Source organism: Glycomyces sp. YM15, assembly GCF_016918015.1.
Classification (GTDB): Bacteria; Actinomycetota; Actinomycetes; order Mycobacteriales; family Micromonosporaceae; genus Glycomyces.
Genome location: NZ_JAERMK010000016.1, coordinates 1 through 22,811 on the forward strand (window position 1 = coordinate 1; position 22,811 = coordinate 22,811).

Annotated in this window: 37 protein-coding genes; 33 read left to right on the forward strand and 4 right to left on the reverse strand. The window is 66.3% G+C overall.

Going from position 1 to position 22,811, the window contains the following annotated elements; all coding sequences use genetic code 11:
- The first annotated feature begins 276 nt into the window (after positions 1-276).
- The 31 genes from JHY01_RS17270 to JHY01_RS17420 all read left to right on the forward strand — a co-directional run bounded on the left by JHY01_RS17270 (position 277) and on the right by JHY01_RS17420 (position 17,413).
- Complete coding sequence (locus JHY01_RS17270) at positions 277-939, forward strand: hypothetical protein (protein WP_205326907.1); 663 nt, start codon at positions 277-279, stop codon at positions 937-939.
- 59 nt (positions 940-998) lie between these two features.
- Positions 999-1,301, forward strand: a complete 303-nt coding sequence (locus JHY01_RS17275) for a hypothetical protein (protein WP_205326908.1) — start codon at positions 999-1,001, stop codon at positions 1,299-1,301.
- A gap of 164 nt (positions 1,302-1,465) precedes the next feature.
- The gene (locus JHY01_RS17280) at positions 1,466-1,837 is read left to right on the forward strand and encodes a hypothetical protein (protein WP_205326909.1); all 372 of its coding nucleotides are present in this window, start codon (positions 1,466-1,468) and stop codon (positions 1,835-1,837) included.
- Positions 1,838-1,904: 67 nt separating this feature from the next.
- Complete coding sequence (locus JHY01_RS17285) at positions 1,905-2,141, forward strand: hypothetical protein (protein ID WP_205326910.1); 237 nt, start codon at positions 1,905-1,907, stop codon at positions 2,139-2,141.
- A gap of 77 nt (positions 2,142-2,218) precedes the next feature.
- A complete protein-coding gene (locus tag JHY01_RS17290) occupies positions 2,219-3,067 on the forward strand; it encodes a hypothetical protein (RefSeq protein ID WP_205326911.1) in 849 nt (282 codons plus the stop codon).
- Between the two features lie 63 nt (positions 3,068-3,130).
- The gene (locus JHY01_RS17295; protein WP_205326912.1) at positions 3,131-3,427 is read left to right on the forward strand and encodes a hypothetical protein; all 297 of its coding nucleotides are present in this window, start codon (positions 3,131-3,133) and stop codon (positions 3,425-3,427) included.
- A 102-nt stretch (positions 3,428-3,529) separates the two neighbouring features.
- On the forward strand, positions 3,530-3,949 hold the full coding sequence (locus JHY01_RS17300; protein ID WP_205326913.1) for a hypothetical protein: 420 nt from the start codon (positions 3,530-3,532) through the stop codon (positions 3,947-3,949).
- Between the two features lie 304 nt (positions 3,950-4,253).
- On the forward strand, positions 4,254-4,529 hold the full coding sequence (locus JHY01_RS17305; RefSeq protein WP_205326914.1) for a hypothetical protein: 276 nt from the start codon (positions 4,254-4,256) through the stop codon (positions 4,527-4,529).
- Positions 4,530-4,633: 104 nt separating this feature from the next.
- Positions 4,634-5,116, forward strand: coding sequence for a DUF6283 family protein (locus JHY01_RS17310; RefSeq protein ID WP_205326915.1), 483 nt, complete (start codon positions 4,634-4,636; stop codon positions 5,114-5,116).
- Positions 5,113-5,502 carry a DUF6283 family protein gene (locus JHY01_RS17315; protein WP_205326916.1) on the forward strand — a complete coding sequence of 130 codons (390 nt, stop codon included), beginning with the start codon at positions 5,113-5,115 and terminating at the stop codon, positions 5,500-5,502. The genes JHY01_RS17310 and JHY01_RS17315 overlap by 4 nt, the downstream gene beginning before the upstream one ends.
- Positions 5,499-6,161 (forward strand): hypothetical protein, encoded by a 663-nt coding sequence (locus JHY01_RS17320; RefSeq protein ID WP_205326917.1) that lies wholly within the window; start codon positions 5,499-5,501, stop codon positions 6,159-6,161. The genes JHY01_RS17315 and JHY01_RS17320 overlap by 4 nt, the downstream gene beginning before the upstream one ends.
- Positions 6,158-6,766, forward strand: a complete 609-nt coding sequence (locus tag JHY01_RS17325; protein ID WP_205326918.1) for a hypothetical protein — start codon at positions 6,158-6,160, stop codon at positions 6,764-6,766. Before JHY01_RS17320 ends, JHY01_RS17325 begins: the two co-directional genes overlap by 4 nt.
- A gap of 159 nt (positions 6,767-6,925) precedes the next feature.
- Positions 6,926-7,399, forward strand: a complete 474-nt coding sequence (locus JHY01_RS17330; protein WP_205326919.1) for a hypothetical protein — start codon at positions 6,926-6,928, stop codon at positions 7,397-7,399.
- 12 nt (positions 7,400-7,411) lie between these two features.
- Positions 7,412-7,861, forward strand: coding sequence for a hypothetical protein (locus tag JHY01_RS17335; RefSeq protein ID WP_205326920.1), 450 nt, complete (start codon positions 7,412-7,414; stop codon positions 7,859-7,861).
- The gene (locus JHY01_RS17340; protein ID WP_205326921.1) at positions 7,858-8,166 is read left to right on the forward strand and encodes a hypothetical protein; all 309 of its coding nucleotides are present in this window, start codon (positions 7,858-7,860) and stop codon (positions 8,164-8,166) included. The genes JHY01_RS17335 and JHY01_RS17340 overlap by 4 nt, the downstream gene beginning before the upstream one ends.
- Positions 8,163-8,393 (forward strand): hypothetical protein, encoded by a 231-nt coding sequence (locus tag JHY01_RS17345; RefSeq protein ID WP_205326922.1) that lies wholly within the window; start codon positions 8,163-8,165, stop codon positions 8,391-8,393. Before JHY01_RS17340 ends, JHY01_RS17345 begins: the two co-directional genes overlap by 4 nt.
- The gene (locus JHY01_RS17350) at positions 8,386-8,682 is read left to right on the forward strand and encodes a hypothetical protein (RefSeq protein WP_205326923.1); all 297 of its coding nucleotides are present in this window, start codon (positions 8,386-8,388) and stop codon (positions 8,680-8,682) included. Before JHY01_RS17345 ends, JHY01_RS17350 begins: the two co-directional genes overlap by 8 nt.
- A 184-nt stretch (positions 8,683-8,866) precedes the next feature.
- Positions 8,867-9,301: a hypothetical protein gene (locus JHY01_RS17355; RefSeq protein WP_205326924.1), complete on the forward strand. Its 435-nt coding sequence runs from the start codon at positions 8,867-8,869 to the stop codon at positions 9,299-9,301.
- A gap of 26 nt (positions 9,302-9,327) precedes the next feature.
- Positions 9,328-9,828 carry an AAA family ATPase gene (locus JHY01_RS17360; RefSeq protein WP_205326925.1) on the forward strand — a complete coding sequence of 167 codons (501 nt, stop codon included), beginning with the start codon at positions 9,328-9,330 and terminating at the stop codon, positions 9,826-9,828.
- Positions 9,825-10,157: a hypothetical protein gene (locus JHY01_RS17365; RefSeq protein WP_205326926.1), complete on the forward strand. Its 333-nt coding sequence runs from the start codon at positions 9,825-9,827 to the stop codon at positions 10,155-10,157. Before JHY01_RS17360 ends, JHY01_RS17365 begins: the two co-directional genes overlap by 4 nt.
- Entirely contained in the window at positions 10,154-11,239 is a 1,086-nt protein-coding gene (locus JHY01_RS17370) for a DNA cytosine methyltransferase (RefSeq protein ID WP_205326927.1), read from the forward strand. The genes JHY01_RS17365 and JHY01_RS17370 overlap by 4 nt, the downstream gene beginning before the upstream one ends.
- A 46-nt stretch (positions 11,240-11,285) precedes the next feature.
- A complete protein-coding gene (locus JHY01_RS17375) occupies positions 11,286-11,636 on the forward strand; it encodes a hypothetical protein (protein WP_205326928.1) in 351 nt (116 codons plus the stop codon).
- 79 nt (positions 11,637-11,715) lie between these two features.
- Positions 11,716-12,294, forward strand: coding sequence for a hypothetical protein (locus JHY01_RS17380; protein WP_205326929.1), 579 nt, complete (start codon positions 11,716-11,718; stop codon positions 12,292-12,294).
- A gap of 141 nt (positions 12,295-12,435) precedes the next feature.
- Entirely contained in the window at positions 12,436-13,260 is an 825-nt protein-coding gene (locus JHY01_RS17385) for a hypothetical protein (protein ID WP_205326930.1), read from the forward strand.
- Between the two features lie 79 nt (positions 13,261-13,339).
- The gene (locus JHY01_RS17390; RefSeq protein WP_205326931.1) at positions 13,340-13,966 is read left to right on the forward strand and encodes a hypothetical protein; all 627 of its coding nucleotides are present in this window, start codon (positions 13,340-13,342) and stop codon (positions 13,964-13,966) included.
- 306 nt (positions 13,967-14,272) lie between these two features.
- A complete protein-coding gene (locus tag JHY01_RS17395) occupies positions 14,273-14,563 on the forward strand; it encodes a hypothetical protein (protein WP_205326932.1) in 291 nt (96 codons plus the stop codon).
- Positions 14,529-14,855: a type II toxin-antitoxin system PemK/MazF family toxin gene (locus JHY01_RS17400; protein WP_205326933.1), complete on the forward strand. Its 327-nt coding sequence runs from the start codon at positions 14,529-14,531 to the stop codon at positions 14,853-14,855. The genes JHY01_RS17395 and JHY01_RS17400 overlap by 35 nt, the downstream gene beginning before the upstream one ends.
- A 122-nt stretch (positions 14,856-14,977) precedes the next feature.
- Positions 14,978-15,466, forward strand: a complete 489-nt coding sequence (locus JHY01_RS17405; protein WP_205326934.1) for an NUDIX hydrolase — start codon at positions 14,978-14,980, stop codon at positions 15,464-15,466.
- Positions 15,467-15,618: 152 nt separating this feature from the next.
- On the forward strand, positions 15,619-16,032 hold the full coding sequence (locus tag JHY01_RS17410) for a hypothetical protein (RefSeq protein WP_205326935.1): 414 nt from the start codon (positions 15,619-15,621) through the stop codon (positions 16,030-16,032).
- A 290-nt stretch (positions 16,033-16,322) separates the two neighbouring features.
- The gene (locus tag JHY01_RS17415; protein ID WP_205326936.1) at positions 16,323-16,904 is read left to right on the forward strand and encodes a hypothetical protein; all 582 of its coding nucleotides are present in this window, start codon (positions 16,323-16,325) and stop codon (positions 16,902-16,904) included.
- Positions 16,901-17,413 (forward strand): hypothetical protein, encoded by a 513-nt coding sequence (locus tag JHY01_RS17420; RefSeq protein WP_205326937.1) that lies wholly within the window; start codon positions 16,901-16,903, stop codon positions 17,411-17,413. The genes JHY01_RS17415 and JHY01_RS17420 overlap by 4 nt, the downstream gene beginning before the upstream one ends.
- 222 nt (positions 17,414-17,635) lie before the next feature.
- On the opposite strand, the gene JHY01_RS17425 is transcribed toward JHY01_RS17420, so the two are convergent.
- Positions 17,636-18,925, reverse strand: a complete 1,290-nt coding sequence (locus JHY01_RS17425; RefSeq protein WP_205326938.1) for a hypothetical protein — start codon at positions 18,923-18,925, stop codon at positions 17,636-17,638.
- 86 nt (positions 18,926-19,011) lie between these two features.
- Positions 19,012-19,617, reverse strand: coding sequence for a hypothetical protein (locus tag JHY01_RS17430; RefSeq protein WP_205326939.1), 606 nt, complete (start codon positions 19,615-19,617; stop codon positions 19,012-19,014).
- Between the two features lie 188 nt (positions 19,618-19,805).
- Here JHY01_RS17430 and JHY01_RS17435 point away from each other — a divergent pair, with 188 nt between their 5' ends.
- Entirely contained in the window at positions 19,806-20,126 is a 321-nt protein-coding gene (locus JHY01_RS17435) for a hypothetical protein (protein WP_205326940.1), read from the forward strand.
- Between the two features lie 30 nt (positions 20,127-20,156).
- On the opposite strand, the gene JHY01_RS17440 is transcribed toward JHY01_RS17435, so the two are convergent.
- Both JHY01_RS17440 and JHY01_RS17445 read right to left on the reverse strand, forming a co-directional pair.
- A complete protein-coding gene (locus tag JHY01_RS17440; protein ID WP_205326941.1) occupies positions 20,157-21,221 on the reverse strand; it encodes a DNA cytosine methyltransferase in 1,065 nt (354 codons plus the stop codon).
- The gene (locus JHY01_RS17445; protein ID WP_205326942.1) at positions 21,221-22,207 is read right to left on the reverse strand and encodes a DNA cytosine methyltransferase; all 987 of its coding nucleotides are present in this window, start codon (positions 22,205-22,207) and stop codon (positions 21,221-21,223) included. The genes JHY01_RS17440 and JHY01_RS17445 overlap by 1 nt, the downstream gene beginning before the upstream one ends.
- Positions 22,208-22,361: 154 nt before the next feature.
- Here JHY01_RS17445 and JHY01_RS17450 point away from each other — a divergent pair, with 154 nt between their 5' ends.
- Entirely contained in the window at positions 22,362-22,652 is a 291-nt protein-coding gene (locus JHY01_RS17450) for a hypothetical protein (protein WP_205326943.1), read from the forward strand.
- Positions 22,653-22,811: the final 159 nt, after the last annotated feature.

Here is a 22,811-nt window from a genome sequence, read left to right on the forward strand (position 1 = left end):
GGCTGCTGAGGTTTGCTTCATCACTGGGGATTGCTCCATTCGTGTTTGTCCGTGAGCCTTAAGCATAACCACGAATGAAGGCAATTGCATTCAATTCTGAGAGTTGTAGTCGAGACGTTGTCAAGTCGAGTCGAATGAATGACCTAGTCACACGGCATTTGAATTACGACAACGGCTCGGCAACAAGGAACAACAACCCGGCAACTTTGAATGCAATAACCTTCAATCCGGATTAGGATTGCAGTACACGGACAAGCAACGAACGGAGCGAATCCCATGTACCGCAACACCACCCGACCGGCTGCCGAGCGCAGCGCGAACGCCTTCCTCAAAGCTGCCGAAGCCCGCGAAGCCGAACAGGTCGCCACCGCCGCGCTGGCCGCCACCACGCGCACCGCACAGCAGACGATCCTCGGTTTCGTCGTCACCTCTCCGGCCGTCACCGGATACTCGGCGCGCAACCTCCACTTCATCTACCACCAGTTCACCCGGCGCGGCATCGAACCGACCGCGCTCGACACGTGGGCCGGATGGGTCCAGCGCGGCCGCGTCGTGATGCACGACGAGAAAGCCGCGAAGGTGTTCGTGCCGAAAACGATCAGAGGCCAGCGGACCTTCCGCCCGGTCGGGTCGGTGTTCGACATGTCGCAGACGCGCCAGCTCGACGCCGCCGAGTGGGAAGACATGCTGGCCTCCAAGCGCCTTGACCGCGTCGACCTTCCCGACCCGCGCACCCTCGGCGCGGCCTGCCTGGGCGAATTCTGCGACGCCATGAAAGCCCAAGCCCGCGACCGGTTCGGCATCGAGATCACCGGATGCGCCGCCGAACTGTTCGCCACCGTGACCGCGCTCGCCAACGCGGCCGCGAGCACGACGGCGGCCGCCTCGCGGCTCACCTCCAGCGCCGCCAGTGCTGAAACGCCCGTCGACCGGTTCTAACTCGCACGCGGCCCGGCCGGACCGGCCGGGCCGCCCCGCCCTGAACGCAAGGAGTCCTCATGCGCCGCGACAAGACCGTTATCCGCCGCCCCCGCAAGACTGCTGGCCGCTGGGTCGCGCACTGCGAACTGTGCGACCACCTCATGTACGGCAACGACTTCGAAGCCGTCCGGTTCAATGTCGAGCTGCACCGTGTCGCCTCCCACTGGATGCGGCCGCTGCCGCGCCGGTGCCCCGGCGCGTCGCTCTGGCTCGAAGCGCCCTCGTCCCTCCTGCGCTCGCTGATCGACAACCCGGACCCGGTGACCACCGACCGCGCTGGCGGTCCGCTGTTCGACCGCATCGCGGCCGCCGGGTACTGACCATGCACCCAGGGCCGCCCGAACCGGGCGGCCCTGGGGCGAACCCGTCTGCCGGCATACGCCGGCAGACGGGGTTCGCCGGTGCCGCCCATGCCACCCCGGGAGCCGCTCCAACACGCTATAGTGAAGGTATATGCATTCAACTTGAGGAGTGGGACCCTGATATGGACACCGAACCGAAAGAACAGCGTGGCGTCGTCAACCTCCCGCCGGCGCTTATGCGCGCCTACAGCGAAGCGGCCGCCAGCACAGGCCAGCGTCCCGCAGCGCTGGCGGTTGGGTTCATCGAATGGTGGATGGGTTCGGGACCGGCACCGACCCGCCCGGACTGGGAAGCGGCCATTACGGACTGGAGCGACCGGACGTCGCTGTCGTTTCCGATGCCGCCGGGGGAGTGGGCCCGGTTTGGCGAACTGGCCGAACGCAACGGCTACACCCGGGCCGAGCTCGTGATCCGGTTCATTCGATGGTTTGTCGGTTTGGATCGCCTGCCGTTTCCTGCTGCACCACAAGTCGGCAACAACCGCCAAGAATGAAGGTAATTGCATTCAATTCCGGGTATGCTTGACCTACACGGACAAGCACACGAACGGAGCACACCCCATGACCCTCAACAAGAACGCGTTCGCCGCCCTTATCGTTAGCGCCGGACTCGCCCTCACCACCGACACCGTCAGCGGCACCCCCGCCGTCACCGGCACCGCGCTCGCCTGCGGCCAATTCCGCGCCATGTTCGCCAGCGCCGCAGCAGCAGGCGACCGCGCCGGAGCCGCCCTCGGCCGCACCATGACCGGCACCGCCGCGACCGTCCTCACCTTCCCCGGATGCACCTGGGCGTAACCCGCCCCCCGGTCCGGCCAGCCCCGCGCTGGCCGGACCCGCCGCCTCCGCACACCCCACGGGAAGGACCACCCGACATGGCACGCACACCCGCCGCACCCCGCTACACGCTCACGCACTACCCGCACCCGCTCACCGGTACCAAGAATGGTGCCGACATCTGGGGCCCCGACGCGGGCACGTGGACCATCACCGGCATCGACCCCACCACCGCCCGGTACACCGCTGAATTCGCCGCCTGCCGCTGCGACGGTGCGAAATGCCGCGGCTGGCACGCCGCCCGGATCCGCAAAGTCGCCGCCAAAGTCGACCGCCGCTACACCGAGGCGCGCGGCCCCGCCACCGTGTGGGCCGGGCAGATCCTGCCCGCCGTCGCGAAGTGGACCCCCGCCGGGCCCGTTTGGGCGCATGACGCGGCGCTGCCCCTGCCACACCCCGACCGGCTCAATGACACCAGCATCGACGGTCGCATCGAAACGGTCCTGTGGCTCACCGACCCCGGCACCGACCCCGCCCAACGGGATGCCGTCGCCAACGTCTGGCGGATCGACGACGTGCACGCCGCACTCGACCGCGCCGCAGCCGACCTCCTCGAGCGTAAGAGGAAAGCCGCCGAAGCGCTCCGGTACGCCCGCACACAAGTGGACCCCAGCGCAGCCGAAGCGACCGCAGCCGAAAACGACCTGGACAGCCTGCGTGCCGAACTTGACCGGAAGTACCCACAAGGCACGCGTCCCAGCAAAGTCGACAGCGACCGCAGGAAAGCAGCGGCCCGCCGATTTGACGTCGCAACGTCTAACGCCAGCTATTGCATCCGGTCCGTAGCCTCCCGCGAGACCGAACTTGCCGAAGCCCGCGAACGCCTCGCGGCCTTCACCGTGCGCCGCCGGGAGAATGCTGCCCGCGTGCTCGCCACCGCCGCGTAACCACCGCCCGCGCTGGCGACCTGGAACGCCCCAGGTCGCCAGCCCAACCAGGAAGCACACGCCATGCCGATCGAACCCGTCGACGCCACACACCTTGCCGAAAGCGCCGCCGCACACATCATCCGCTCCCATCCTGGCCGCGAACCCGACACGCTCGCCGCCCAGATTGTCGCCGCCGTTGCGCCGTTCCTCACGGCCCGCGCGCTCACCACCGCCGACACGTCCGCGAACAACCTGGACACCGACTACCGCACCGGAATCGAATGGGCGCTCGACGACGCTGCCGAAGCCGCCGCCGTCGCCGCCGGGGACTTGCAGTACGCGCTCGACAACGAAGGCGCGCACTACCCCTGCTCGTGAACCCCTGACCGCTCACTGCTCGCGCTGGCGGCCCGCACCCGGGCCGCCAGTGGCCCCCAGCGTGCCCCGCAACCACTTCCGGCCGAACCCGAAGGATCCGCCATGCACCGCACCGACCGATTCCGCATCGCAGGCATGTACGCCCTCGACCTCGCGACACTCACCGCTGAACCGCACGAACACCCCGCACCGTACGACACCCGATACCGACACGGGCTCAACGGGTCCGTCGACGCGGTCTGGTTCCGCCGCAAGAACGGTGCGACCCGCGCTTGCAAGGGAACGCTGCGCCTGTGGGCGCACGGACTGACGGCGCCCGTCGACACGAGCGACCCCCTAGCGGTCTTGACGGCCGACCTCGACGGCCGCGGCGGCGGCGTGTGCACCGGCCGCTGGGACGGCCGCGCCTACTGGGGCGCTGGCGAACCGGAGGTCATGGCCGCACACCTGGCCGTGCTCAAACCCATGCTTGCCGCGTACCCCGCTATCCCGGACGGCTACGACGGCTGGTGGCACTTCTGATACGAGGCCGGGCTCGAGTGCCAACTCGGGCTCGGTTCCCGTGTTGGCGGCCGCGGCCGTGCGCCGGCATCCGAGATTGCCGGCAGGCCCGACAACGCTACTCACAGTGCCCAGGATGTCGCTTGTGGACTTGCAATGCCTACCGTCAAAATGCCATACCGGTGTTCCATAGAATGACTGAATTCGCAGGTCATGACAGCACCACAAGGACACCACAACCCCGCAACAACGCGTTGCATCACTTGGGAACTGATCGAAACGCGAATAAAATTGTCCTACACGGACAACCGCGAACGGAGCAACCATGGCCGCAAACCCCGAAATCGAGCAGCTCGCCAACGCCGTTACCGCGCTCGCCGCAGCTCGCAAACGCATCCCGCTTTCCACGCTCCTGCGCGAGACCGCGTTGAACATCCTCATTCTCTCCCGCATCGCCTCCAACCGGATCCCCGACCGGGTCCGCAGAGAAGAGATGGAATCCGCCGCTGACCACCTGGTGACACAACTGCGGTACGCCGCATGGAACTCGCCCGTCCCCGTGGGGGACGGGAACCCACCCGGGTCGGCGCCGCAAGCGTGAATGCCCCGGACCGTGGTGGCGCTCAAACCGCGCCACCGCCGACCGGTCAACGGCCGCCCGCGCTGGCCCTCACGCCGCCGGGCCGAATCAGGAAGAATGAACGCATGCCCCACCGCACCCCGCCACCGTCGAACGACGCCCGCGCGGCCACCGACCCCGAATGGGTTTGCGAAGATCCAGGAGGCGTTTGGGGTGTCGTCCGTGTCGACAACGCCGCCGGGTACCGGCGGACGCCATGCGACACGTGCCCGTGGCGCAAAGACGCCCCGCTCGGCGTCTTCCCTGACTCGGTGTTCGAGTCGTCCCGGCACACGAGCGTCCACCAGGACTGGGATGGCGTCATCCCTAACCGGTTCGGTTGCCATTCGACAGCACCCGGAACGGGCGCCAAAGCGTCGCTGACGTGCGCTGGCTTCCTGGCTGTCGCTGGGCATGAGAACATCGGTGTGCGCCTCTCGGTCCTGAACGGCTCGATCGCTCCCGAAGCGCTCCAGCCCGGCGACGACTGGCCGGAGCTGTACAGCTCCTACGACGAGATGGCCGAAGCGAACCGCGCCGCGAACGCCATGAAGCGGGGCGACCGGTGAACGACAAACGCGAGCTGCCCCGCCAGAAGCGGCCCTGCAACGAATGCCCGTGGCAGACAACGGCCGAGCTCGGCAAGTTCCCTCCCGAACGGTTTGAAGCGCTCCGGAACACGAGCGAGCAGCCAGAGAACTGGGACGGTACTCCGCAACCGCTCTTTGCGTGCCACAAAATTCCGGCGAAACCTGATCAAGCCGCTGTCGCCTGCGCTGGCTGGCTCGCGACCTGCGGCGGCCAGAACTTCAGTGTCCGCCTGGCCGTCGCGTTCGGGCAGCTTCCCGCCGAAGCGCTCGAGCCCGGCGAGGACTGGCCGGAGTTGTACGAGTCCTACGACACCATGGCTGTTGCCAACCTCGACCCCGACACACAGAGAGCGGATCGCTCATGACCGAAGTCAACCTGGGGAAATGGCCGCGCATCGTCGTCACCGGTAACTCCGTCACACCCGAACAGGCCGACGAGATCATCGTGCGAACCACGGCACTATTCCCGTTGTTCTCCAACGACAAAGCATGGCTGCGTCAGGTCCGGGCCATGTTCGGCATCGACCCCGGCAACGAGTACGAGTCCGGGCGAGCTGCGGCCCGCCGCCTTCGCACCATCAATCTGCACTACCTCGACAATCATCAGATCATGTCCACCTGGTGGGGCGGCCCGTACGGCTGGATCGACTGGGACGGGACCGTGGGCTGCGCAACCTGGAACGTCGGCAAGTGGCCGTCCGCGGACGAACTGACCGAGGACTGGGCAGCGATCGCCGCTGCGTTCCCGTACCTGGACATGGAAGCGTGGGCGTTCGACCCTGAACCCGAGCACGCCGAACCGCTCTCCTGCCACTGGCGCATCCGCGCGGGCACCGCGACCGAGCTGCCGCCGGTTTTCCCGCCGGTCGACACTGGGGAGGCAGCTGAAAACGCACGGTTCGAGCAGACGCTCGCGGCCGCGCCTCGATGCGGGGCCTGCGGCCGATGCAACCATGACAGTCCCTGCGAGCGCGGCGTCGCCGTCGACCGGCTTCAGGCCGCGATCAATCGGATCATGTGGTGAGCACAGTCGACCTGATGAAGTTTCCGCTCCTGGTAGTCACCGGAACTACGGTCACCCCCGAGCAATCCGACGAAATCATCATCCGCACTGCCCGGCTCGACGCGATTCGGGACGGTGGCCTGGACTGGCAGGTAGGAGTTCACGACGCGTTCGACGTTGTGAGCAGCCTCAGTGAGGCCGCCGCGCGAACGGGGAACCTCGGCGTGCGGTGGACGTCGAACCTGCGCATCACCGCCTCACGGTCCGGGTCGTACGGGTGGTGCGACTGGAACGGCCGTATTTTCTGCAGCAACTACTTTCTTGGCCCATGGCCGGACCTCGATGAGGTCGACGCTGAGTGGCGCTGCATCGCTGACGCGTTCCCGTTCCTCGACATGGAGATGTGGCTCGTTGGCGACGAAGGCCGCGGCGCTGCCGCGGGGCACTGGACGCTCCGGTCTGGCGCGGTAACCGAGCTGCCGTTGACGGCAGTACCGCCGGCGGTCGCCGACCGCGAGTATGAAGAGGTGGCCCCGGGCTACCAGGACGGCCGCGGCGTCACTGTTGAACGCCTCCAAGGCGCGGTCGCGCGCGCCGTTGCCAGCCAGGCAGGAGCGACCCCGTGAAGAGTTGGTTGCCGCCTCAGGTGACCGCGGCGGACCTGTAAATCGGCTGCACAACAACATGATCGCAGTCCATTCCAGCACGACAACAACGCCGGTCGCGACCTCTCAAAACCACTAGAATTGGGGGAGCGCACACCCCCAACGAACGGAGCGTTCTCCATGTCCGCCAACAGCAACCCTGTGTCGGTAGCTATCAAGATCGGCCGCGGCGAAGTCGACAGTGACTCCGTTGAACGCCATTCGGACCGCTGGGGTGCCATCAACCTCACCGGTGAGGAAGGAATGGCCCGCCGTGCCGAACGTGGCCACATCGACGTGTCCGACCGGATCGAATTCACTGACCTTCCGATCGGAACAGTCGGCGACCTGGTGGCGATCGTGATTGACGACCGGAACAAGCCCCGGCCGAACAAGCACCCGTGGGGACCGGCGGTGTGGAAGCCGCGCGAGTGGAAAGCAAAAGACGGCGAGGAGGTCATTCTCGGTTCCGGGGCGCTGTTCGTCGAGGCTCCGTTCGACGGTGCGCCTTTCACGGAGATCGGTGTGCAGCCGCTCGACGGCCGAACCGACCACTGGATGAGTTTGTCAGCTGTAGATGGCTCTCTCGTTGACCTCGAATTTCGCCCCTACTGACACGGGACCGCTATGTTGCACCTCGACCAGCCTGCCGACGTCGACGCGGTCTTCGTATCGTTCGGCGAAGTTGAACGTCCCTACCTGCTCTATACGCCGGGCACGTCCAGACCTCGTGTCATGCTCGGCACCCTTCCGGAAAGTCAGGCAGACGCCGGACAAGAAATCGCTCACTGGATCGGCGCGACAGCCTTCGAGCGGCTTGCGCTTCCTGGTACCACCACCATTGCGCTCGCGGGCGCTGACGCGATCGGTGGTACGCACACCGGTGCCGTCAACGAACTCGTAGGACTGTTCACCGGATGGCCCGTCACCGGGCCCGCCGCCTTCTTGCACGCTCACCCCGAGGCCTACGTGCCGCTGGAACCGGTCGAGCTGAGTGACCTCACCGGATGGATTCGTGACCCGCATCGGCACGGCCGAGTCTGGCCCGGTCCGCGGCCCACCGGAGACCTTCGGTGACCGCAATGCCATCCCAGGTCCAGACCGCAGCTGACCAGGCACACGCCAACCTCGTCGCCCGCGGATACACGACCGTGGACCACACAGGGCCGCTGAACGTCGGCACCCGCATTCGCCACATCGGGCACCAGTGGCCTGCGGCCCTTCGCAACGGGACCGGCGTGGTGCACGCGCTGGCGAAGGGCGGCCCCGACGACATTGAACTCGTCGTCGTATGGGACAAGCCAGGACCCACCGGCAGTTACGTTGCAGACCTAGCCGACTACCACGTGGTCGCCATCCAACCTCGGAGCGTCGAATCATGACCTCACCTGTCCGCCCAAGTGTTGCAAGCGCCGAAGCGCGAGTCCGCGGCTACCTGGCCGCGTTCCCGGACATGTACAACCTCGGCGCGGAGGTCACCTACACGATCGATGAAGCCGCCGGACCGTACAAGCTGTCACGCCCGGACATCGAGGTGCTGCTTGAGGAGCTGCAACGGTTCCGAGCTGAACGAATCGCCCAGGCCGGAGGGCTCGACGCTGATGAGTGACGGTCCCCGCGACTACCCGACGACTGCGCCCGCTCGGTACCGCAACGGCAGCATCGTCGTCGACGCGATCCGCATCGACAGCTCTCGCCTCGAATCGTGCGAGCAGTTCGTCGGCGGCGCCTGCACTATCCGTCCTGGCGGCGGCCTCGTGTTCGCCACGACTGCTGGGCCGTTGCGAGCCCGTGTCGGTGACTGGCTCGTCCGCAACGCGCAAGGCGATTACTACACCAGCGGTGGCGACGCGTTCACGGTCGCGTTCACTCTGCATGACCGTCAACACCACTCGTGAGCCCCGCGCTCAGACGCTATTGAACACCGCCTGAATGGCACTGCTCGCCAATAGCCAGACTTACCAGTGAAAGCCCGGATGTAACCCCGAGAGGGGAACCACATCCGGGCTTTTCACCTTTCCGGAGATCATGCAAATATGAGACAATGGACTATCAAGAACCCCGTTCACCTGGAGAAACCCTGTGTCATCATCCCGCTCGAACCTTCCCGCTGCTGTCATTGTCGACATTGACGGCACGCTCGCCATCCACGTGGACCGTGGCCCGTACGACGAAACGCGCGTCCTCACCGACGCACCCAACGCGCTCGTGATCTCAAACGTGCGCGCCGCCGCCGAACAGGGATTCCGCATCATCATCACCTCGGGCAGGACCGAAGGCTGCCGGGCCGATACCGAGACGTGGCTGAAGCAGCACCTCGGCGTCGAATACGACGCGCTCCACATGCGGGCCGTTGGCGACAACCAGAACGACGGTGACCTCAAAGCAGGCTTCTACCGCGAACGCATCGAGCCGTTCTACTACGTCCAAGGCGTCTTCGACGACCGCAACCGTGTCGTCGCGCGCTGGCGCGAACTCGGACTTCTCGTATTCCAAGTCGCGTTCCTCGACCGCTGACCCGAACCCGAGAGAAAGCAGACCTCGTGACCTACGCTCTCCCCGCGCACCTCGCGTCCCTGGTCGACGCCCCCATTCGCATGGAAGTACTCATCGGGCCGCCCGGCTGCGGCAAGAGCACCTGGTGCACCCAGAACCGGCCCGGCGACGCCATCCACAACCTCGACACGTACCGGGCGTGGCTGACCGGCTCCGCGGACGACCAGTCGATGAACCGTGAAGCGGTCGACTGGCAGGAACGCGACATGCATGCGCGCCTTCGTGAAGGGCAGCTTGTGGTTGTCGACGCGACGAGCACCGTCCCGCGGTTCCGTGCCGCTGACCTCGACGCTGCCGCACGGTACGGGTACCGCGCTCGAGCGGTCGTGTTCCGCACGCCGCTTCGCACGTGCTTGGAACGCAACGGTGCCCGGGAGCGCGTCGTCCCCGAGCACGTCATCGAACGGAAGTGGGCTGAGGTCGCGGCGCTCACCGCCGTGGACTTGTACGCCGAAGGGTTCGCCGATGTCGTCGAGGTGGCCGCATGAGCGGCAAGACGGCGACGTACGTGACTGTGCCCGATGCGGTCGTGGCCGCGTGGAATGAGCGGTACCCGATCGGCACGCCCGTGCACTACTGGCGCGGCGTCCGGCACGGTAAACCGCGAACGGGAGCGACTCGCACCGCCGCGCAGGCACTCGGCGGGCATACGCCGGTCGTGTGGATCGCCGGCACCTCAGGCGCAATCGGGCTCACGCACGTCCAGCCGTTGACACCAACAGACGACGACGCCGAGACGTTCCACCGGCCCGAGTGGACGCCGACTCGGGAGACGCGACGCAGCAGAACAACACCAGCGCAAACAGGTCTGTGGTGAGCCGGTATGAGCAGCCGCCGCTGATCGCGCCACCGTCAGCCGTTCGCACCGTCGACCTGTACGCGGGCCCCGGCGGCTGGGACGAAGGCGCACGTCTTCTCGGCCTCGACCTCAGCATTGAAGGGATCGAGATCGGCCGAGACGCGTGCGCGACCGCTCGCGCCGCCGGGCATGTCCGCCGGCAAGCGGACGTTCGCGCCGTCGCACCAGCCGACTACCTCCACTGCGCAGGGTTCCTTGCGAGTGCACCGTGCCCGTCGTTCAGCTCGGCGGGGAAACGTTCAGGGCTCGGCGGCGACTACCAGGCGGTCTTGGACAGCTGGACGAGCTTGGGCTGGGGCCACACGGCAGCACAAGCTATGGAATGCGTTGCGGCCGTTGAGGATCCACGTACGGCGCTCATGGCCACCGCTGGCATCTGGGCGTTGACGCTCATGGCCGAAGGCCGGTGCGAGTTCATGGCCATGGAGCAAGTCCCTTCGCTCGAGTTCGCGTTTGAGGACCTGGCCGCCGAGCTGTACTCGATCGGCTGCGAGACCGTGAACGTCGGCGTCCTCGACGCCGCCGATTTCGGGCTGCCGTCGCGCAGGAAACGCGCGTTCTTGATCGCTTCAAAGCACGGCCAGGCCTCCACTGCCCGCCGTTTCGCACCCCAGTACATACCCGAGGGTCCTGGCGCCCTTCCCATGCCGCCCAAGAGGGAGCGGCGGTCGATGGCGTCCGCACTTAACTGGAGCCCAGGGCACCGCGTAGTAACGCGCGGGAACAGGAAGCCCACAGGCGGCGGGACGTTCCGAGCTGATTCGGTCGCCTGGTGTCTCACGGGCAAGGCCCGCGGCTGGTACCGCGAAGATGACAAGCTCCAGCTCACCGCAGCCGAAGCCGGATACCTGAACGGGTTCTCGAAAACCTACCCATGGTGCGGATCTCGAAGCTCTCAGTTTCAACAGTCCGCTGACGTTGTCGCCCCGCCCATGGCCGCTCACGTGCTCAGTGCCGCAATCGGGTTCGACGCTGGCGACGCCATCGACGCGTACGTGAACGACCTCTACACCCAAACTTTGCCGGTGCTCGCGGCGTGAACCGGCCAGCGTCTCGACCGCTTCTGACCCGCACGAGAGGAACCGCATGAACACCGACGACGACCTCAAAGCCGCACTTGACCACTACACGGACCTGGTTCGCCGCACCGCGAGCATGGCCGCCCGCGATCGGCACTACCGCATGTGCACCCACGACCTGGAAGCCAGCGAAGCTGCTGAGGAGTCCGTGGGGGACCTGTTCAGCGGCGCAGAACGCGAAGCTGCCCAGGAGCTGCTGGGCCGCGTTTTCTTCCACATCACCGAGATCGAGACCTTGCACGCCCGGCAGATGAAACGCATCCGGCTCAAGCGGGACGCGACCTTTGACGCCCAGGTCGCCGAGCACCAGGACGCGTTTAGGTCACTCACCGACCGGATGTTCGCCTTGCGTCGGTGAGCGCCTGCCGGCAGGGAGGTTGTCCTCGCCGCGGGCACGCGGACAAGGAACGCCGCTGTCAGCCTGAGACCATGTGGACATGACCCTTCCTCTCGCCGTCGCCGCCGGAGCCCCGACCGCATCAGCACTGCTGCTCACGGCGATCATCTCGGCTTCCACCGCCGCGGTCGTTGCCCTCGGCATCGAGTGGTTCGCCAAGCCGAGCCTCGAAGCCCGCAAGGAACGCATTCTCGAGCAGCACAAGAACATGCGTGCCCTGCTGAACATGGCTCTCGATGACAACATGCGTCTCGAATGGCATGAGCTTTTCGACCGCGATGTGGATTCGTCCGTCGACCGGAACGAGGTGATCCGCCTGGTCGCAGTGACCCGGCCGCCGCGAACGAAGCAGAACCGCCGTGCCTACAAGATCATCTCCGAGATCATGACGGGCAACATGGACCAGTGGCGGGCAAATGACCTCTGGGGATACCTGGACAGCGCCCTGGCGGTCATCACCACGCCGTGGTGGAACGTACGCCGCCGCCGCTACTTCATTGCGCAACTCGACAAGAGCGATGCCAGCGTTGCCCGTTGGAAAGCAGACGAGCGCAAACGACGCAAGGCCGCTGAAGAGCGTGGCACCGCCAGCGCGGATGAGGTTCCCGCGGCGGACTGAATGTCGTCGTTGTCGGCCCGGGTCGATACGATCGAACCGATGCCGTCCCATGGGGCAGGCAGCGCTTTGCTCTCCACGGATGTGGAGGTTGCCCCGGCCAATCCCGGCCGGGTAGCCCGCATACCCGAGGAGAGACACCCGATGCCGTTCCCGCGTTTCCCTGACCTGCCTGCCTCATACACGTTCCACGAGACCGATTCCGGTTGGTGGCAGGCGTTCCACGACAGCCAGCCGACCGGCCGCACGTACGTGAGCGAAGCGGCCGCCCGCGGGCAAGCCCGGTTCTGGCTCGAAGCTGAAACGGCCGCGCAAGTCGTCCTCGACCTTGCCGCCATCGTCACCGAGGAGCACAGCGGCGCCGTCTACACGCTCACCCGCGGAACGACGCTCCTGAGCCGCGGCCATTACGAAGCGGCCTGCACCGAACTGGACATCGAACCGGTCCCCGACATCGACCTTGACTCGTACGGTGACACGTACGGCGACCCGTTCATGCAGACCAACGACGCGAAAGCGTCGCTGGCGATGTGCTTGCGGCAAGCGCGAACCCGGGGGCTGCGGCACGACATCGAGGTGGCCGAGCAAGCCGCCGGCGCGCTCCTGGTCGACGCTGGACTCGCAATCCCCGCGTACACGCGCGAGCAGTACGAGACCGCGTGCCGCCTCGTCGGCGCTGCCGTCGTCTACAGCGACGCTGACTGCGTGACCGTCGCGAAAGTGTCAGTGCACCAGTTTGCCGAACGCGGCCTTGCCCGTCCGCCCGCAGGCGACGTGTCCGTGCACCTCGCATGCTTCCGCGCCGTAGGCATCGGCAAGGAGGACCACCCCTCGAAGCGGACCGCACCGGAGTACTGCGACGAGTGCGGAACCGAGACCGGCCCTAACTCCATGTGGGCCAGCTACGGCATCGCATGCAGCGTCGACTGCTACGACCTGCTGTCCGAAAGGCCCCCTTCCCCGCGCTAACGCAACCGAACGTGCTCCGGCGACACGCCGAGCGCGCTAGTGACGGCTCCGCGTCGTACTTCAGGTGCAAGCTCACGACATGACCCGACACCACCCCAACGCCGCATCCGAAGGCTCGCACGGCGACGCGCCCAAAGACATCGGACGGGTCGCCTATGTCGACGAGTCGGAAATCCGGATCGGAGCGCGGAGGGTCTATTTGCTTGCGGCGACTCTCGTTGCCTCATGCCAGCGGGGTGAAGCTCGAGCAGTCATGGTCAGTGCCCGCGGCCAGGCGACGGGGAAACTGCACTGGCATGAGCTCGGGCATGCCTCGCGTGAACGCCACATCAAAACCGTTGGAGCGTTGAGCCTGAACCATGTCGTCGTTGCCCGCAACGGGGAAGCGCATGAGACGAGTGAACGGGCCCGGCATAAAACGCTCGTGTGGCTGCTCGGGGAGCTTGCTGAGCGGCGCATTCACCACATTGTGGCCGAGGCCCGGCAGCGGAAGCAGAACGACCGCGACCTAGCGCTCTTCCGAGGGCTTCGAGACGCGCACCAGATCGACCACCGTATGCGACTAGATCACGTGCCCGGTCGTGACGATCCGCTGCTGTGGATTCCCGACATGGTCGCCGGCGCTCACACTGTGGCACTGCGCGGCGATGACCAGTACACGACGGCGCTGGCCGGTCAGGTGGACCTGCTGGAAGGCCGGGATTGACCTGGAGAAACAACGCGGGCCCTGGACACCGTGACGCCACGGCGACTCCAACAGGGCCCACTTCCGTCTCGCGCGCACGCGAGCGGCTGATGGCTCGACCATACCACGGGCGGTGCAGTTTGCTGCTGCGATGACCGCAATGGTCTTCCTTGTGTAGTTCTCCAGGCTGCGGCCCGTCGATGCCGGGGCGCACCGGTCAGCAAACCCCGGCGTGACAGTTCCGCGAACGGCACTCGCCATGCCATGATGGGAAGCAGTCAGCACCCCGCGGACGCCACCTCCACCGGGCGAAAGGCGAGAACCGCAATGACCGACCTCAACAACGTCACCACAGTCACGTTCACTGGTCTCGACCGAGACATGGTGAGCGCTGCCGCTGCCGCTGCAGGCCTCGACTTCGAAACGTGGGTGACCCGCCAAGCCCGGCGTGAAGCGCTCGCCGCGGCAACTCGCGAATGGGCCGACCGACCCGTTGACCCCGACATGCAGGCATGGTTCGCAGCGACAACCGCTTCAACGACTGAACTGTGGCAACGCACGGCCGAAAGGACCGACGCCCCTCATGGGTGGGAAGAACGAGAATCCCCGCAAAGGTGAAGTGCGCCTACACCAGCCAACCGGCCAGCCGATCTGCGTCGTGAGCGCCGACGGCCACAATTTTGCGCCCCGCACAGGAATGATCATGGTCGCCCCGATCCACGCCACGGCAGGGCCGGCACCAGTGACCGTCCCGCTCACCCAGTCCGACCCAGTTGCGGGTTTCGTCCACGTTGACGGCATGGACCAGGTCGAAGTTGACGAGCTTGGCGAACCGATAGGAATGCTCGTCGGCGCGAGCGTCGAGAGAGTTGAACGAGCGATCACGATCTTTTTCGACCTGCCGTTCTAGCTCCGTGGCCCCTTGCCCTGGTGCGTGTCCGGACGAAGGAACAACAGCCTTCACCGAGCGCGCATCTACGATGGAACTGCCAGCGCTGCACGGGCGTTGGCATTCGAGCGGAAGGCGCAAGCGTGGAGCAACTGCAGCGGGAACGACTGGTTGACCTGGCAGTCCAGGACGGTATCGAACGTCTTGTCGTCGGTGCGATCATCGCTGACGTTGACGACCGGGTGCTGTTGCTGCGTCGGGCCGCGACCGACACGTTCCCAGGCTTGTGGGAGTTGCCTTCCGGTGGTGTCGACGCCGGCGAGGGCCTGGCGGCCGCGTACGAGCGTGAAGTGTTCGAGGAGACCGGACTCGTGGCCGAGATCGGTTGGTACGTCGGCAGTTTCGACTACACGACGGGCTCAGGTTTGCGGGCGCGCCAGTTCGTATTCCACTGCGAGAAAGCGACCGGGCACGTGCAACTCAACGCCGCCGAGCATGATGGCTTCCGGCGGGTCGGCCTTGATGCGCTTCCGGACGTCAGCCGCGAGGTCGCAGTGATGCTCGGGAAGTGGTCGAGGACCGAGGCCCAGTTCGGGCGCACCGGCCGGTACGACCCGCCGTCGATCGAATAGACACCCGAGGGCACACTGTCGCGAGCCAACCGAGTGCCGCTCGCGCGATGCGATCCGTGCGACATCGAACGCGTGTGGCATCTCCAGTCGGTCCAATCCTCGATACATTGTCCGGGCCCGACTCCCACCACGACCGTGAGGTCCCGTCTGTCATGACTGACGTTCTCGGCGAAGGCCTGCTCGAAATTCCCTACCCGGAGAAGATCCTCGCGTTCGACACGTACCGTTTCGACGACGTAATCGCACTGAACCCCAGCGAACGCTACGACCGCCGCGACCTCCAATTCCCCGCTGACGCTGCAGGCCGCACCGGGACGCTCGTTGCCGTCGTGACCCAGCCGCCCCGGACCAGCTTCGGGCACGTCGACAAGACCGCCCGCGCTGGTGTTGCTGCACCGAAGCAAGGCAGTGAGGTCGTTCTCGGATCCGGCACCGTGCGCCTGGACGCGAGGACTGCTGGCGGTCAGCCGCAGGGTGAACGGACCGCCATCGGGCTTGACGTGCCCCTGGAAGCACACGAAGTCCAGTCGCTCCTGGGCGTGTGGGTCAAGCTCGAGCTCCGCTGAGTCTGCCTGCCGACGCTCGCGGCCGCGCCTAGTCTGGCCGCCTCGGGCGGTTAGATGGAGCGCTATGAGCGAGTGCCGGCGTGGTGAACATCTATCCACTGAGGACTGGTATTCGGGGTCGCTGCTGGGCCGCTTCAGCTCGTGAAATACCTGGTCAGGGCGCCACCACAATTGAGCAACAACAACCGTTGAACGCTGCAACGGGCACTCTGGCTAGATAGAATTGGTACCGGAACCCAAAGTGCCGCAAGAGGAAGCAGGCCCGGGTGTTGTACCACTAAGGAGCCGACGTGACCCCCGAACCGTTGCCGCACGACGCTCCGGCCCGCATCAGCGGGGAAAGGTTGACCGGTGCCGAGTACATGGACCTGCTCGAACAGCGTCGTGCCGCGTGGGAAGCCGCGCACCCGGTTCGCGTCGAGGCGGCTATCGAGCGGATCAAGCGGGACTTTCCTGGAGCGAACCCGCAGATCAAGCCCAATTGGACTGGGCCGGTGGCGTTGCTGGAATGGTTCGTCGAACCGGGTGACGAAGACCTGGTTGACCTCCCCGAGTGCAAAGCCGCACCGAAACGCCAGCCGAAGCCGCGCGTGTACCGGTCCGCAGCGTCCCTCCGGGAAGAACGGGACCGGCTCGTCTCGCGACGTGACGCGATTGTCGGCGTCGACGATGACGGGGACATGGCGATCGTGAACCTGTCGCCCAGCTCCCGGTCGAAGGCGGCCCGCACTGCCGGTAGACGCCGGTTCGCCAAGCTCGACCGTGACCTCGAGCGTTACGCGAGCCTGAACCGCCGCATCCAGGCACTGCACTCCCGGATCGTGAACGCCGAAGCGCGTGAAGCGCGAGCTGCATCGAAGGAGCACGAGTGACCACTGATCTGACCAGTGCCAGCATCCGCATCTACGGCGCCTCCGACAACCTCATCGAGGCACGCGGAGCCGTCGACGACGAGTTCAACCCGTCGATGGACAAGCCCGCGCTCATCCGCGTTACGGCGACCACTGACGCCGGGCAACTCGTGGAAGTGGTGCTCACCGCCGAGTTCGACCCGGACGGCACCGGCGAGTGGCGCATCACTGAAATCGACGGATACGGGCTCGTAACCATCACGCGCGCTCGCGGCGACGGCGAGCCCGACGATGCCGATGGCTGCCCCGGGCATTCCGACAAGGCCACGGTCCGCGGCGGGTACCGGGTCGAAGTTGAAGGCCTCACGTGGGCGTACGACCCGAACGTACTGTCGTGGGACTGGAAGGCCCAACCCGACCTTGACGCTCTCGCCGAACTGCTCAAACCCCATGGTGTGACGCTCACGAAGATCGACACGGGCAGCGACGAAGTAGCGATCCGCATCAGCGCCACCGAAGCGACCCGATGAACGGTCCCGATGCCGCGCTTCCGTCCGGTTGCCAGCACTGCGGTGTTGACGAACGTCAGCACCTGCAGCGGTGGAAGCTGCCGGTCGGCTGGCATGTGTGGACTGCCCCGACGCAGCAGCAGCGGAAAGCGCGCATGCTGGCGCGAGCGGCGGCCAGCGCGGGGCTCGTCCGGGACGGAAGGACCAGTCCCTGACGCGCCCCGTCGACCCGCGGTCTACCACTTACGCGCGCTGGGCTTCCTCGAGTTCCTTCCGCGTCAGGACCGTGCCAGGCTCCCACGGACGTTTGCACAACTCGACCAGGCCTGCCGGCGGGACCGCGAGGCCGACCGCGACATCGATGTTGATGTCCTCAAGAAGCGCATGAAGTACCTGCGCGAGCACGCGCGGACCGGTGCCGCTGTAACCCCAGTTGACGTCGACCGCGCTCGTTTCCGGGCACAGGTAGGTCGTGCCGTCCTCAGTGCGGATCCACACGCGGTCAGGCTGGAGCTCGACGCTCGCGAGCGGGGATGCCGTGGCGAGCCGGGACGGGACCGCAGCAATATAGGTGTCGTCGCCGTCGAACGCGACGACCGCTTCCGTCACCGGGTCGATGAGCGCCGCGTGCCCCGGGGCGCCGTCAAGAAGCGCGAACTTCGCAGTCCGCTGCGTCGGCCGCAAGCGGGCGATCCATTCGCCGGCCCCGCCATCATCCGTGTGGACTCTCGCGATCGTGGACGCAGGCAGGACCGTTTTCGACTGCTTCCCGAACGCCGAGAAGGTCGCGACGGCCGCATGCGCGTCATCGTCGGCGAGGTCGAGCACACTGAGCCACCCGGCGCGGACCACGGCGGGATCCAGCGGCTCGTCAGGCACCGCGACCGCGGCGGGAACAGCAGCGAACCGGATATCGGTGTCATCCCGATGCTCGCGGTGGAACTCGATGTCCTGCGTTGCGACTTTCGCTGCATCCGCAAGCTGCGACTGCGCGAACGACATGAGCGCCTGTTGCAGCGCCGTATCAAGGGCGTGCCGCGCCGCGAGACGAAGGATCGGTCCGAGGTCGACTTCTGGGGCAGCGGCGACTGTCCGCTCCGGTTCCGCTGGCGACCACCCGGCCATGCCGGGCATGGTGCGCAAGTACGTCGCCCAGTACGGTGCCAGTTGACCGAGCGCGCCGTTCAGGTCCGCCCACGACATTTCGTAATGGAACGGATGCTTGCCCGGGTCGCCTCCTTGACGGTCGTGCACGAACACGGACGGTCCACCGTCGATACCGCGGTCGTTCCCCACAAGTACAACGATGCGGCACCAGTCGAGTTCCGCTAGCCACGTCTGCCACTGGCGCCGGTGCAGGGTGAAGTTCTGAATGACGTTCGGGAAGATGACGGCAATCGGTCCGTGCGCAGCTTCCCACGTTTGCGCGATGCCGGAGTCAACCTCGACGGTCTTCAGGAACGGCTGCGGTTCGGTCGCTGGTGCGGCCTTGTCGAGACGGATCGGTTTGAGAGCAGGCTTGCGGAACGGCACAGGAACTCCTTGCGGGGGTTGGGGAGTGCTTCCGCCTCAGGGTAGATGACAGAGCGGACACGTGTCATCACACAAACTGGTCCAGTTCAGGGACGACAGGTTGCTACAGCTGCACGCCACGACAAGTTCAACGCACTCAGGAGCTCGCGCACGTGCTCAGGAGCCAGCAGCGCCGGTGCCGACTCGAACTGGGACGCAGTGACAATGATCGGCCCGACCAGGGGACGCACCGACACATCGTTGAGCTCGAACGCATCAAACCGGTCGAGCAGCAACATCCCAAGCGCGTTGATCGACGTAAGCGCGTCCGTCTGCGGCTGCGGACCAACCCACGCAAGCAGACCACCGGAAAGCCGCAGCGGGCCCGCATCCAGGAATTCGCCGCGCTCCAGAGCACCCATCAGCGACGCAAGCACCACATATTCGGGTGTGACCAGCTCACGCCCGCGAGGAATCCAGTTCGCCAACGGAAACTGGACGTTCAGGTACCCGCGTTCGCCGCAGTCGGCCGGAAGCCACAGGTACGAGTGCGGCCTGCGCCGAGGGAACTCCTGAAGGACCTGGCTGAAACGCCACCGGTCGCCCTCCTTGTCGAAGTACGACAGGTCCGGCTTTTGGCCGGGGTCGGGCGTCAGCCCAGGTTCAGGAAGCAGCGGGGTGAAGTCGAGCGTGAACTCGTCAATGCCGAGCATGGGGAACGTCCTTCCGATAAACGGAGCCCTGGCGGGCGACCTCGCGTCGGCAAGGACAAGCAGCCGCGATGCGACTGAGGTTTCATTGTACGCCGGTGCGACCCTCGGAGAATGCCAGATCACATGGCTCTGACCAGTACCAACGCAACTTTGTCGTCAATGGACGATGGCGTGGGTACGCTCGCTCGATGATCAAGGAAATTTGTGCGGCACTGCAGGCCTTCGAGTTCGACTTCGTTGCGGACCCCGAGCAGCGCCCCAACGGACCCACTGAAGACGACATTCCCCAGATGCTTGGAGTGCTCGCGGCAGTCGTCGACCTGCAGGTGCTGCGCAACAACTTGACGAATCCCCAGCGGCTCATCGAGTTCAACTGCGGATACAGCATCGTGATACCCAATTCTGACGAGTACCACGACACCCTGGTCCGACGCGGCGCTTTCGCTTCCCTCCTAGCCGAACTGGGACCCTTTCCCGGCGCGCACACCGCAGGCGTCTTGAAGGAATGACCCAGGCGCCGCTGCAATGGGCTGGTTCCTTCAAGAGCTCCAGGACGCTGATACTGGGAGGGATGCGGAGGGGCAGTGGTTCATGAGGTCCCGCAATGCCATGACGGCCTGTTGGGGCACCACGCCATTCCCGAGGAGGCGCAGTTCGGCAGTGCGCGGAAGGCCGCGGCCGGTCACCCAGCCGCTGGCGATCCCTTGCATCCATTCGACGAACCGCGTCGACGACCTCAGACCCCGGTCGGTTCGGATCGTCGGATGCGGCGCGGCCCGGCCGGTCACGAGCTCCCAGCGGGCGATCGCGGGGCCGTACACGCCCCAGTCGACGCCGTTTCCGTCGACGGGGCTACCTGGGGGAGCAGCACCGCTGACAGGCACGGGCGGAAGCCAGCACCCGGCCGGCGCCCCGCCGTTCCCGTGTCCGATGCTCGCGGGGTCGGCAGCAGCCGCAGCGAGCACACTTCCGCTTGCAGACTCCGGCCGTGCTTGCCCGCGAGCTGGCTCGGCGTGCGCTTGTACTGCCGGTCCTCGGCCGCGCTCGCTCGAGGCGTCGGCAGCAGGGCTAGGCAGTTCGCTCGGCCACCCGAGCAAGAACCACCGGTCCCTCCGGTGTGGGGCACCGGCCCACGACGCCCGGTAGCAGCCCCAGACTGCATCGAACCCCAACGCGGCCAGCGACGCGAGAATGCCGTCCATGCCGCGGTTGACGATGGCCGCCACGTTCTCCAGGACCACGATGCGCGGTCGAAGGTGGCGAACGGCTTCGGCGACATGCGGCCAGATCCAACGCTCATCAGCTGTTCCTTTCCGTTTCCCGGCGTTCGACACCGGCTGGCAGGGAATCCCGGCCGCGAGCACGTCAACGGCCGGTACGGTCGACCATTCGACGCTGGTGAGGTCGCCGAGATTGGGGACGCCCGGCCAGTGCGCGTCGACGACGGCGGCCGCATGCGAGTCGTTCTCGGCGAACCACGTCATGGACGTACCGAAGACGTGCTCGACGGCGACGTCCAGGCCGCCGTACCCGGTGCAGAGCGAACCGAGCCGCAGCGGCGCCGCGGCCTTCGAGGTCTCGTATGCAGTTGTGGGGGAGGGCATCAGGGCGCGGCGACTCCCGCTGGAACGGACACATCCCGCGCCCCCAAAAGCGCGAGAAGGTCTAGCGCGAGCGCTCGGTACGCGAGCGCAGCCTGCTGCGGCACGACGGAGTTCCCGATCAAGCGGTGCTGCTGCAGCCACGTCAACCCGGGCACGTCCGTAACCCAACCCGCCGGCAAGCCCATCGCCCATTCCAGGAACTCGGTCCGCGGCTCGGTCCGGCCGGGCCCGCGGCCCCAACCAGACCGCCACTGCACCGGATGCGGGCACGGCCTGCCGGTCACGGTTTCCCAGCGGGTCACCGCACGCGCATAGCCGCCCCAGTCCCATCGGGCTGCCGGACCGTCATCGCGCCGAGGAAGTTCGACAGGTGCCGCCACGGGCCGCGGATCCACCCTTCGACTTGACCGTGCATGAGCCGGATCGCCGGTGTTGCGACCGGCGTCGGCATGAGCGGCGGCGAGCAGACTGGACTGTTCGGGTCGCACTGCGGCGATGAACACGCGTTCACGCAGGTGCGGCGCTCCGGCGTCGCTTGCTGCCACTGTCCGCCAGGCCCCCACGTACCCGCGGTCGGAAAGACAGTCGATGACCGCGGCGAACGCGTCCGCGTGTTTGAGAAGGCCCGGGACGTTCTCGAAGAGGACGAGGCCGGGCCCGGTCGCGTCGATGGCGTCGGTGAGGTGGTCGATGAGCCACCGGTCGTCGCCGGTCCCTGCGCGTTTCCCGAGGGTCGAGAACGGCTGGCAGGGGAACCCGGCGGTGAGGACGTCAACGCGGGAGACCGCGGCCCAGTCGAGCGTGGTGATGTCGCCGAGGTTCGGGACCCGGGGGTGCCGGTAGGCGGCGAGTGTGGAGGCGTGCCGGTCGTTGTCAGCGCACCAGGCGAGGTCGGCGCCGAACACGTCACGGGCGGCGCGGTCGAGCCCGCCGGCGCCGGTGAAGAGCGAACCGAGTCGGGGTCGGGGACGGACGTGTTCGGCCACAAGAGATGCCTCCGTATGCAGTTGTGTTGCGGCCCAACCTACCCACGGGACCACAATGGCGCAACAAAGTTGCGTTCGTACAGGTCAACGCGGGTGTCACCGGATAGGTTTGCAGTGCACGCCGAACCTGCCTCACCTTTGGAGTACCGCACTCATGGCTCACGCCACGTCACCTGATTCCGGCACCACGACCGAACCGGACGCGTTCGATGCGCTCCAAGCGGCTCTTGACGATGTGGCCGACGCTGTCACGCACGTCGCCGTGCAACGCAACAAGATCACAGCGAAGAAGGTCATCCAGGAGACATGCACGAACGTTACGCTCCTCGCTCGGATCCCTGCGGTCGCGTACGGCACCGCTGATGACCGCGCCCGAGTTGACGCTGCCGTTGCCGAGCTCGTGGCCGCGCTTCGTGCGCTCCCGGCACCGCGTCGAGTTCGGTAGACTTCCGGAGTTGACTCCTGACATGCCGCACGGCCGATTGCACCGGTTGTGCTGCAACCGCTTTAGTGGTGGTGGCCGCCGCGCCGTGCGCGGCGGCCCCACAGTTGGCACGGGGAGGGGACCCGGGTACACAACGCTCGCGTAGATAGTTCCCCAAAA

Coding starts and splice junctions, on each gene's coding strand:
- JHY01_RS17270 (WP_205326907.1), top strand. CDS start 277: ATGTACCGCAACACCACCCGACCGGCTGCCGAGCGCAGCGCGAACGCC.
- JHY01_RS17275 (WP_205326908.1), top strand. CDS start 999: ATGCGCCGCGACAAGACCGTTATCCGCCGCCCCCGCAAGACTGCTGGC.
- JHY01_RS17280 (WP_205326909.1), top strand. CDS start 1,466: ATGGACACCGAACCGAAAGAACAGCGTGGCGTCGTCAACCTCCCGCCG.
- JHY01_RS17285 (WP_205326910.1), top strand. CDS start 1,905: ATGACCCTCAACAAGAACGCGTTCGCCGCCCTTATCGTTAGCGCCGGA.
- JHY01_RS17290 (WP_205326911.1), top strand. CDS start 2,219: ATGGCACGCACACCCGCCGCACCCCGCTACACGCTCACGCACTACCCG.
- JHY01_RS17295 (WP_205326912.1), top strand. CDS start 3,131: ATGCCGATCGAACCCGTCGACGCCACACACCTTGCCGAAAGCGCCGCC.
- JHY01_RS17300 (WP_205326913.1), top strand. CDS start 3,530: ATGCACCGCACCGACCGATTCCGCATCGCAGGCATGTACGCCCTCGAC.
- JHY01_RS17305 (WP_205326914.1), top strand. CDS start 4,254: ATGGCCGCAAACCCCGAAATCGAGCAGCTCGCCAACGCCGTTACCGCG.
- JHY01_RS17310 (WP_205326915.1), top strand. CDS start 4,634: ATGCCCCACCGCACCCCGCCACCGTCGAACGACGCCCGCGCGGCCACC.
- JHY01_RS17320 (WP_205326917.1), top strand. CDS start 5,499: ATGACCGAAGTCAACCTGGGGAAATGGCCGCGCATCGTCGTCACCGGT.
- JHY01_RS17330 (WP_205326919.1), top strand. CDS start 6,926: ATGTCCGCCAACAGCAACCCTGTGTCGGTAGCTATCAAGATCGGCCGC.
- JHY01_RS17335 (WP_205326920.1), top strand. CDS start 7,412: ATGTTGCACCTCGACCAGCCTGCCGACGTCGACGCGGTCTTCGTATCG.
- JHY01_RS17345 (WP_205326922.1), top strand. CDS start 8,163: ATGACCTCACCTGTCCGCCCAAGTGTTGCAAGCGCCGAAGCGCGAGTC.
- JHY01_RS17350 (WP_205326923.1), top strand. CDS start 8,386: ATGAGTGACGGTCCCCGCGACTACCCGACGACTGCGCCCGCTCGGTAC.
- JHY01_RS17365 (WP_205326926.1), top strand. CDS start 9,825: ATGAGCGGCAAGACGGCGACGTACGTGACTGTGCCCGATGCGGTCGTG.
- JHY01_RS17375 (WP_205326928.1), top strand. CDS start 11,286: ATGAACACCGACGACGACCTCAAAGCCGCACTTGACCACTACACGGAC.
- JHY01_RS17380 (WP_205326929.1), top strand. CDS start 11,716: ATGACCCTTCCTCTCGCCGTCGCCGCCGGAGCCCCGACCGCATCAGCA.
- JHY01_RS17385 (WP_205326930.1), top strand. CDS start 12,436: ATGCCGTTCCCGCGTTTCCCTGACCTGCCTGCCTCATACACGTTCCAC.
- JHY01_RS17390 (WP_205326931.1), top strand. CDS start 13,340: ATGACCCGACACCACCCCAACGCCGCATCCGAAGGCTCGCACGGCGAC.
- JHY01_RS17395 (WP_205326932.1), top strand. CDS start 14,273: ATGACCGACCTCAACAACGTCACCACAGTCACGTTCACTGGTCTCGAC.
- JHY01_RS17400 (WP_205326933.1), top strand. CDS start 14,529: ATGGGTGGGAAGAACGAGAATCCCCGCAAAGGTGAAGTGCGCCTACAC.
- JHY01_RS17410 (WP_205326935.1), top strand. CDS start 15,619: ATGACTGACGTTCTCGGCGAAGGCCTGCTCGAAATTCCCTACCCGGAG.
- JHY01_RS17430 (WP_205326939.1), bottom strand. CDS start 19,617: ATGCTCGGCATTGACGAGTTCACGCTCGACTTCACCCCGCTGCTTCCT.
- JHY01_RS17435 (WP_205326940.1), top strand. CDS start 19,806: ATGATCAAGGAAATTTGTGCGGCACTGCAGGCCTTCGAGTTCGACTTC.
- JHY01_RS17440 (WP_205326941.1), bottom strand. CDS start 21,221: ATGCCCTCCCCCACAACTGCATACGAGACCTCGAAGGCCGCGGCGCCG.
- JHY01_RS17450 (WP_205326943.1), top strand. CDS start 22,362: ATGGCTCACGCCACGTCACCTGATTCCGGCACCACGACCGAACCGGAC.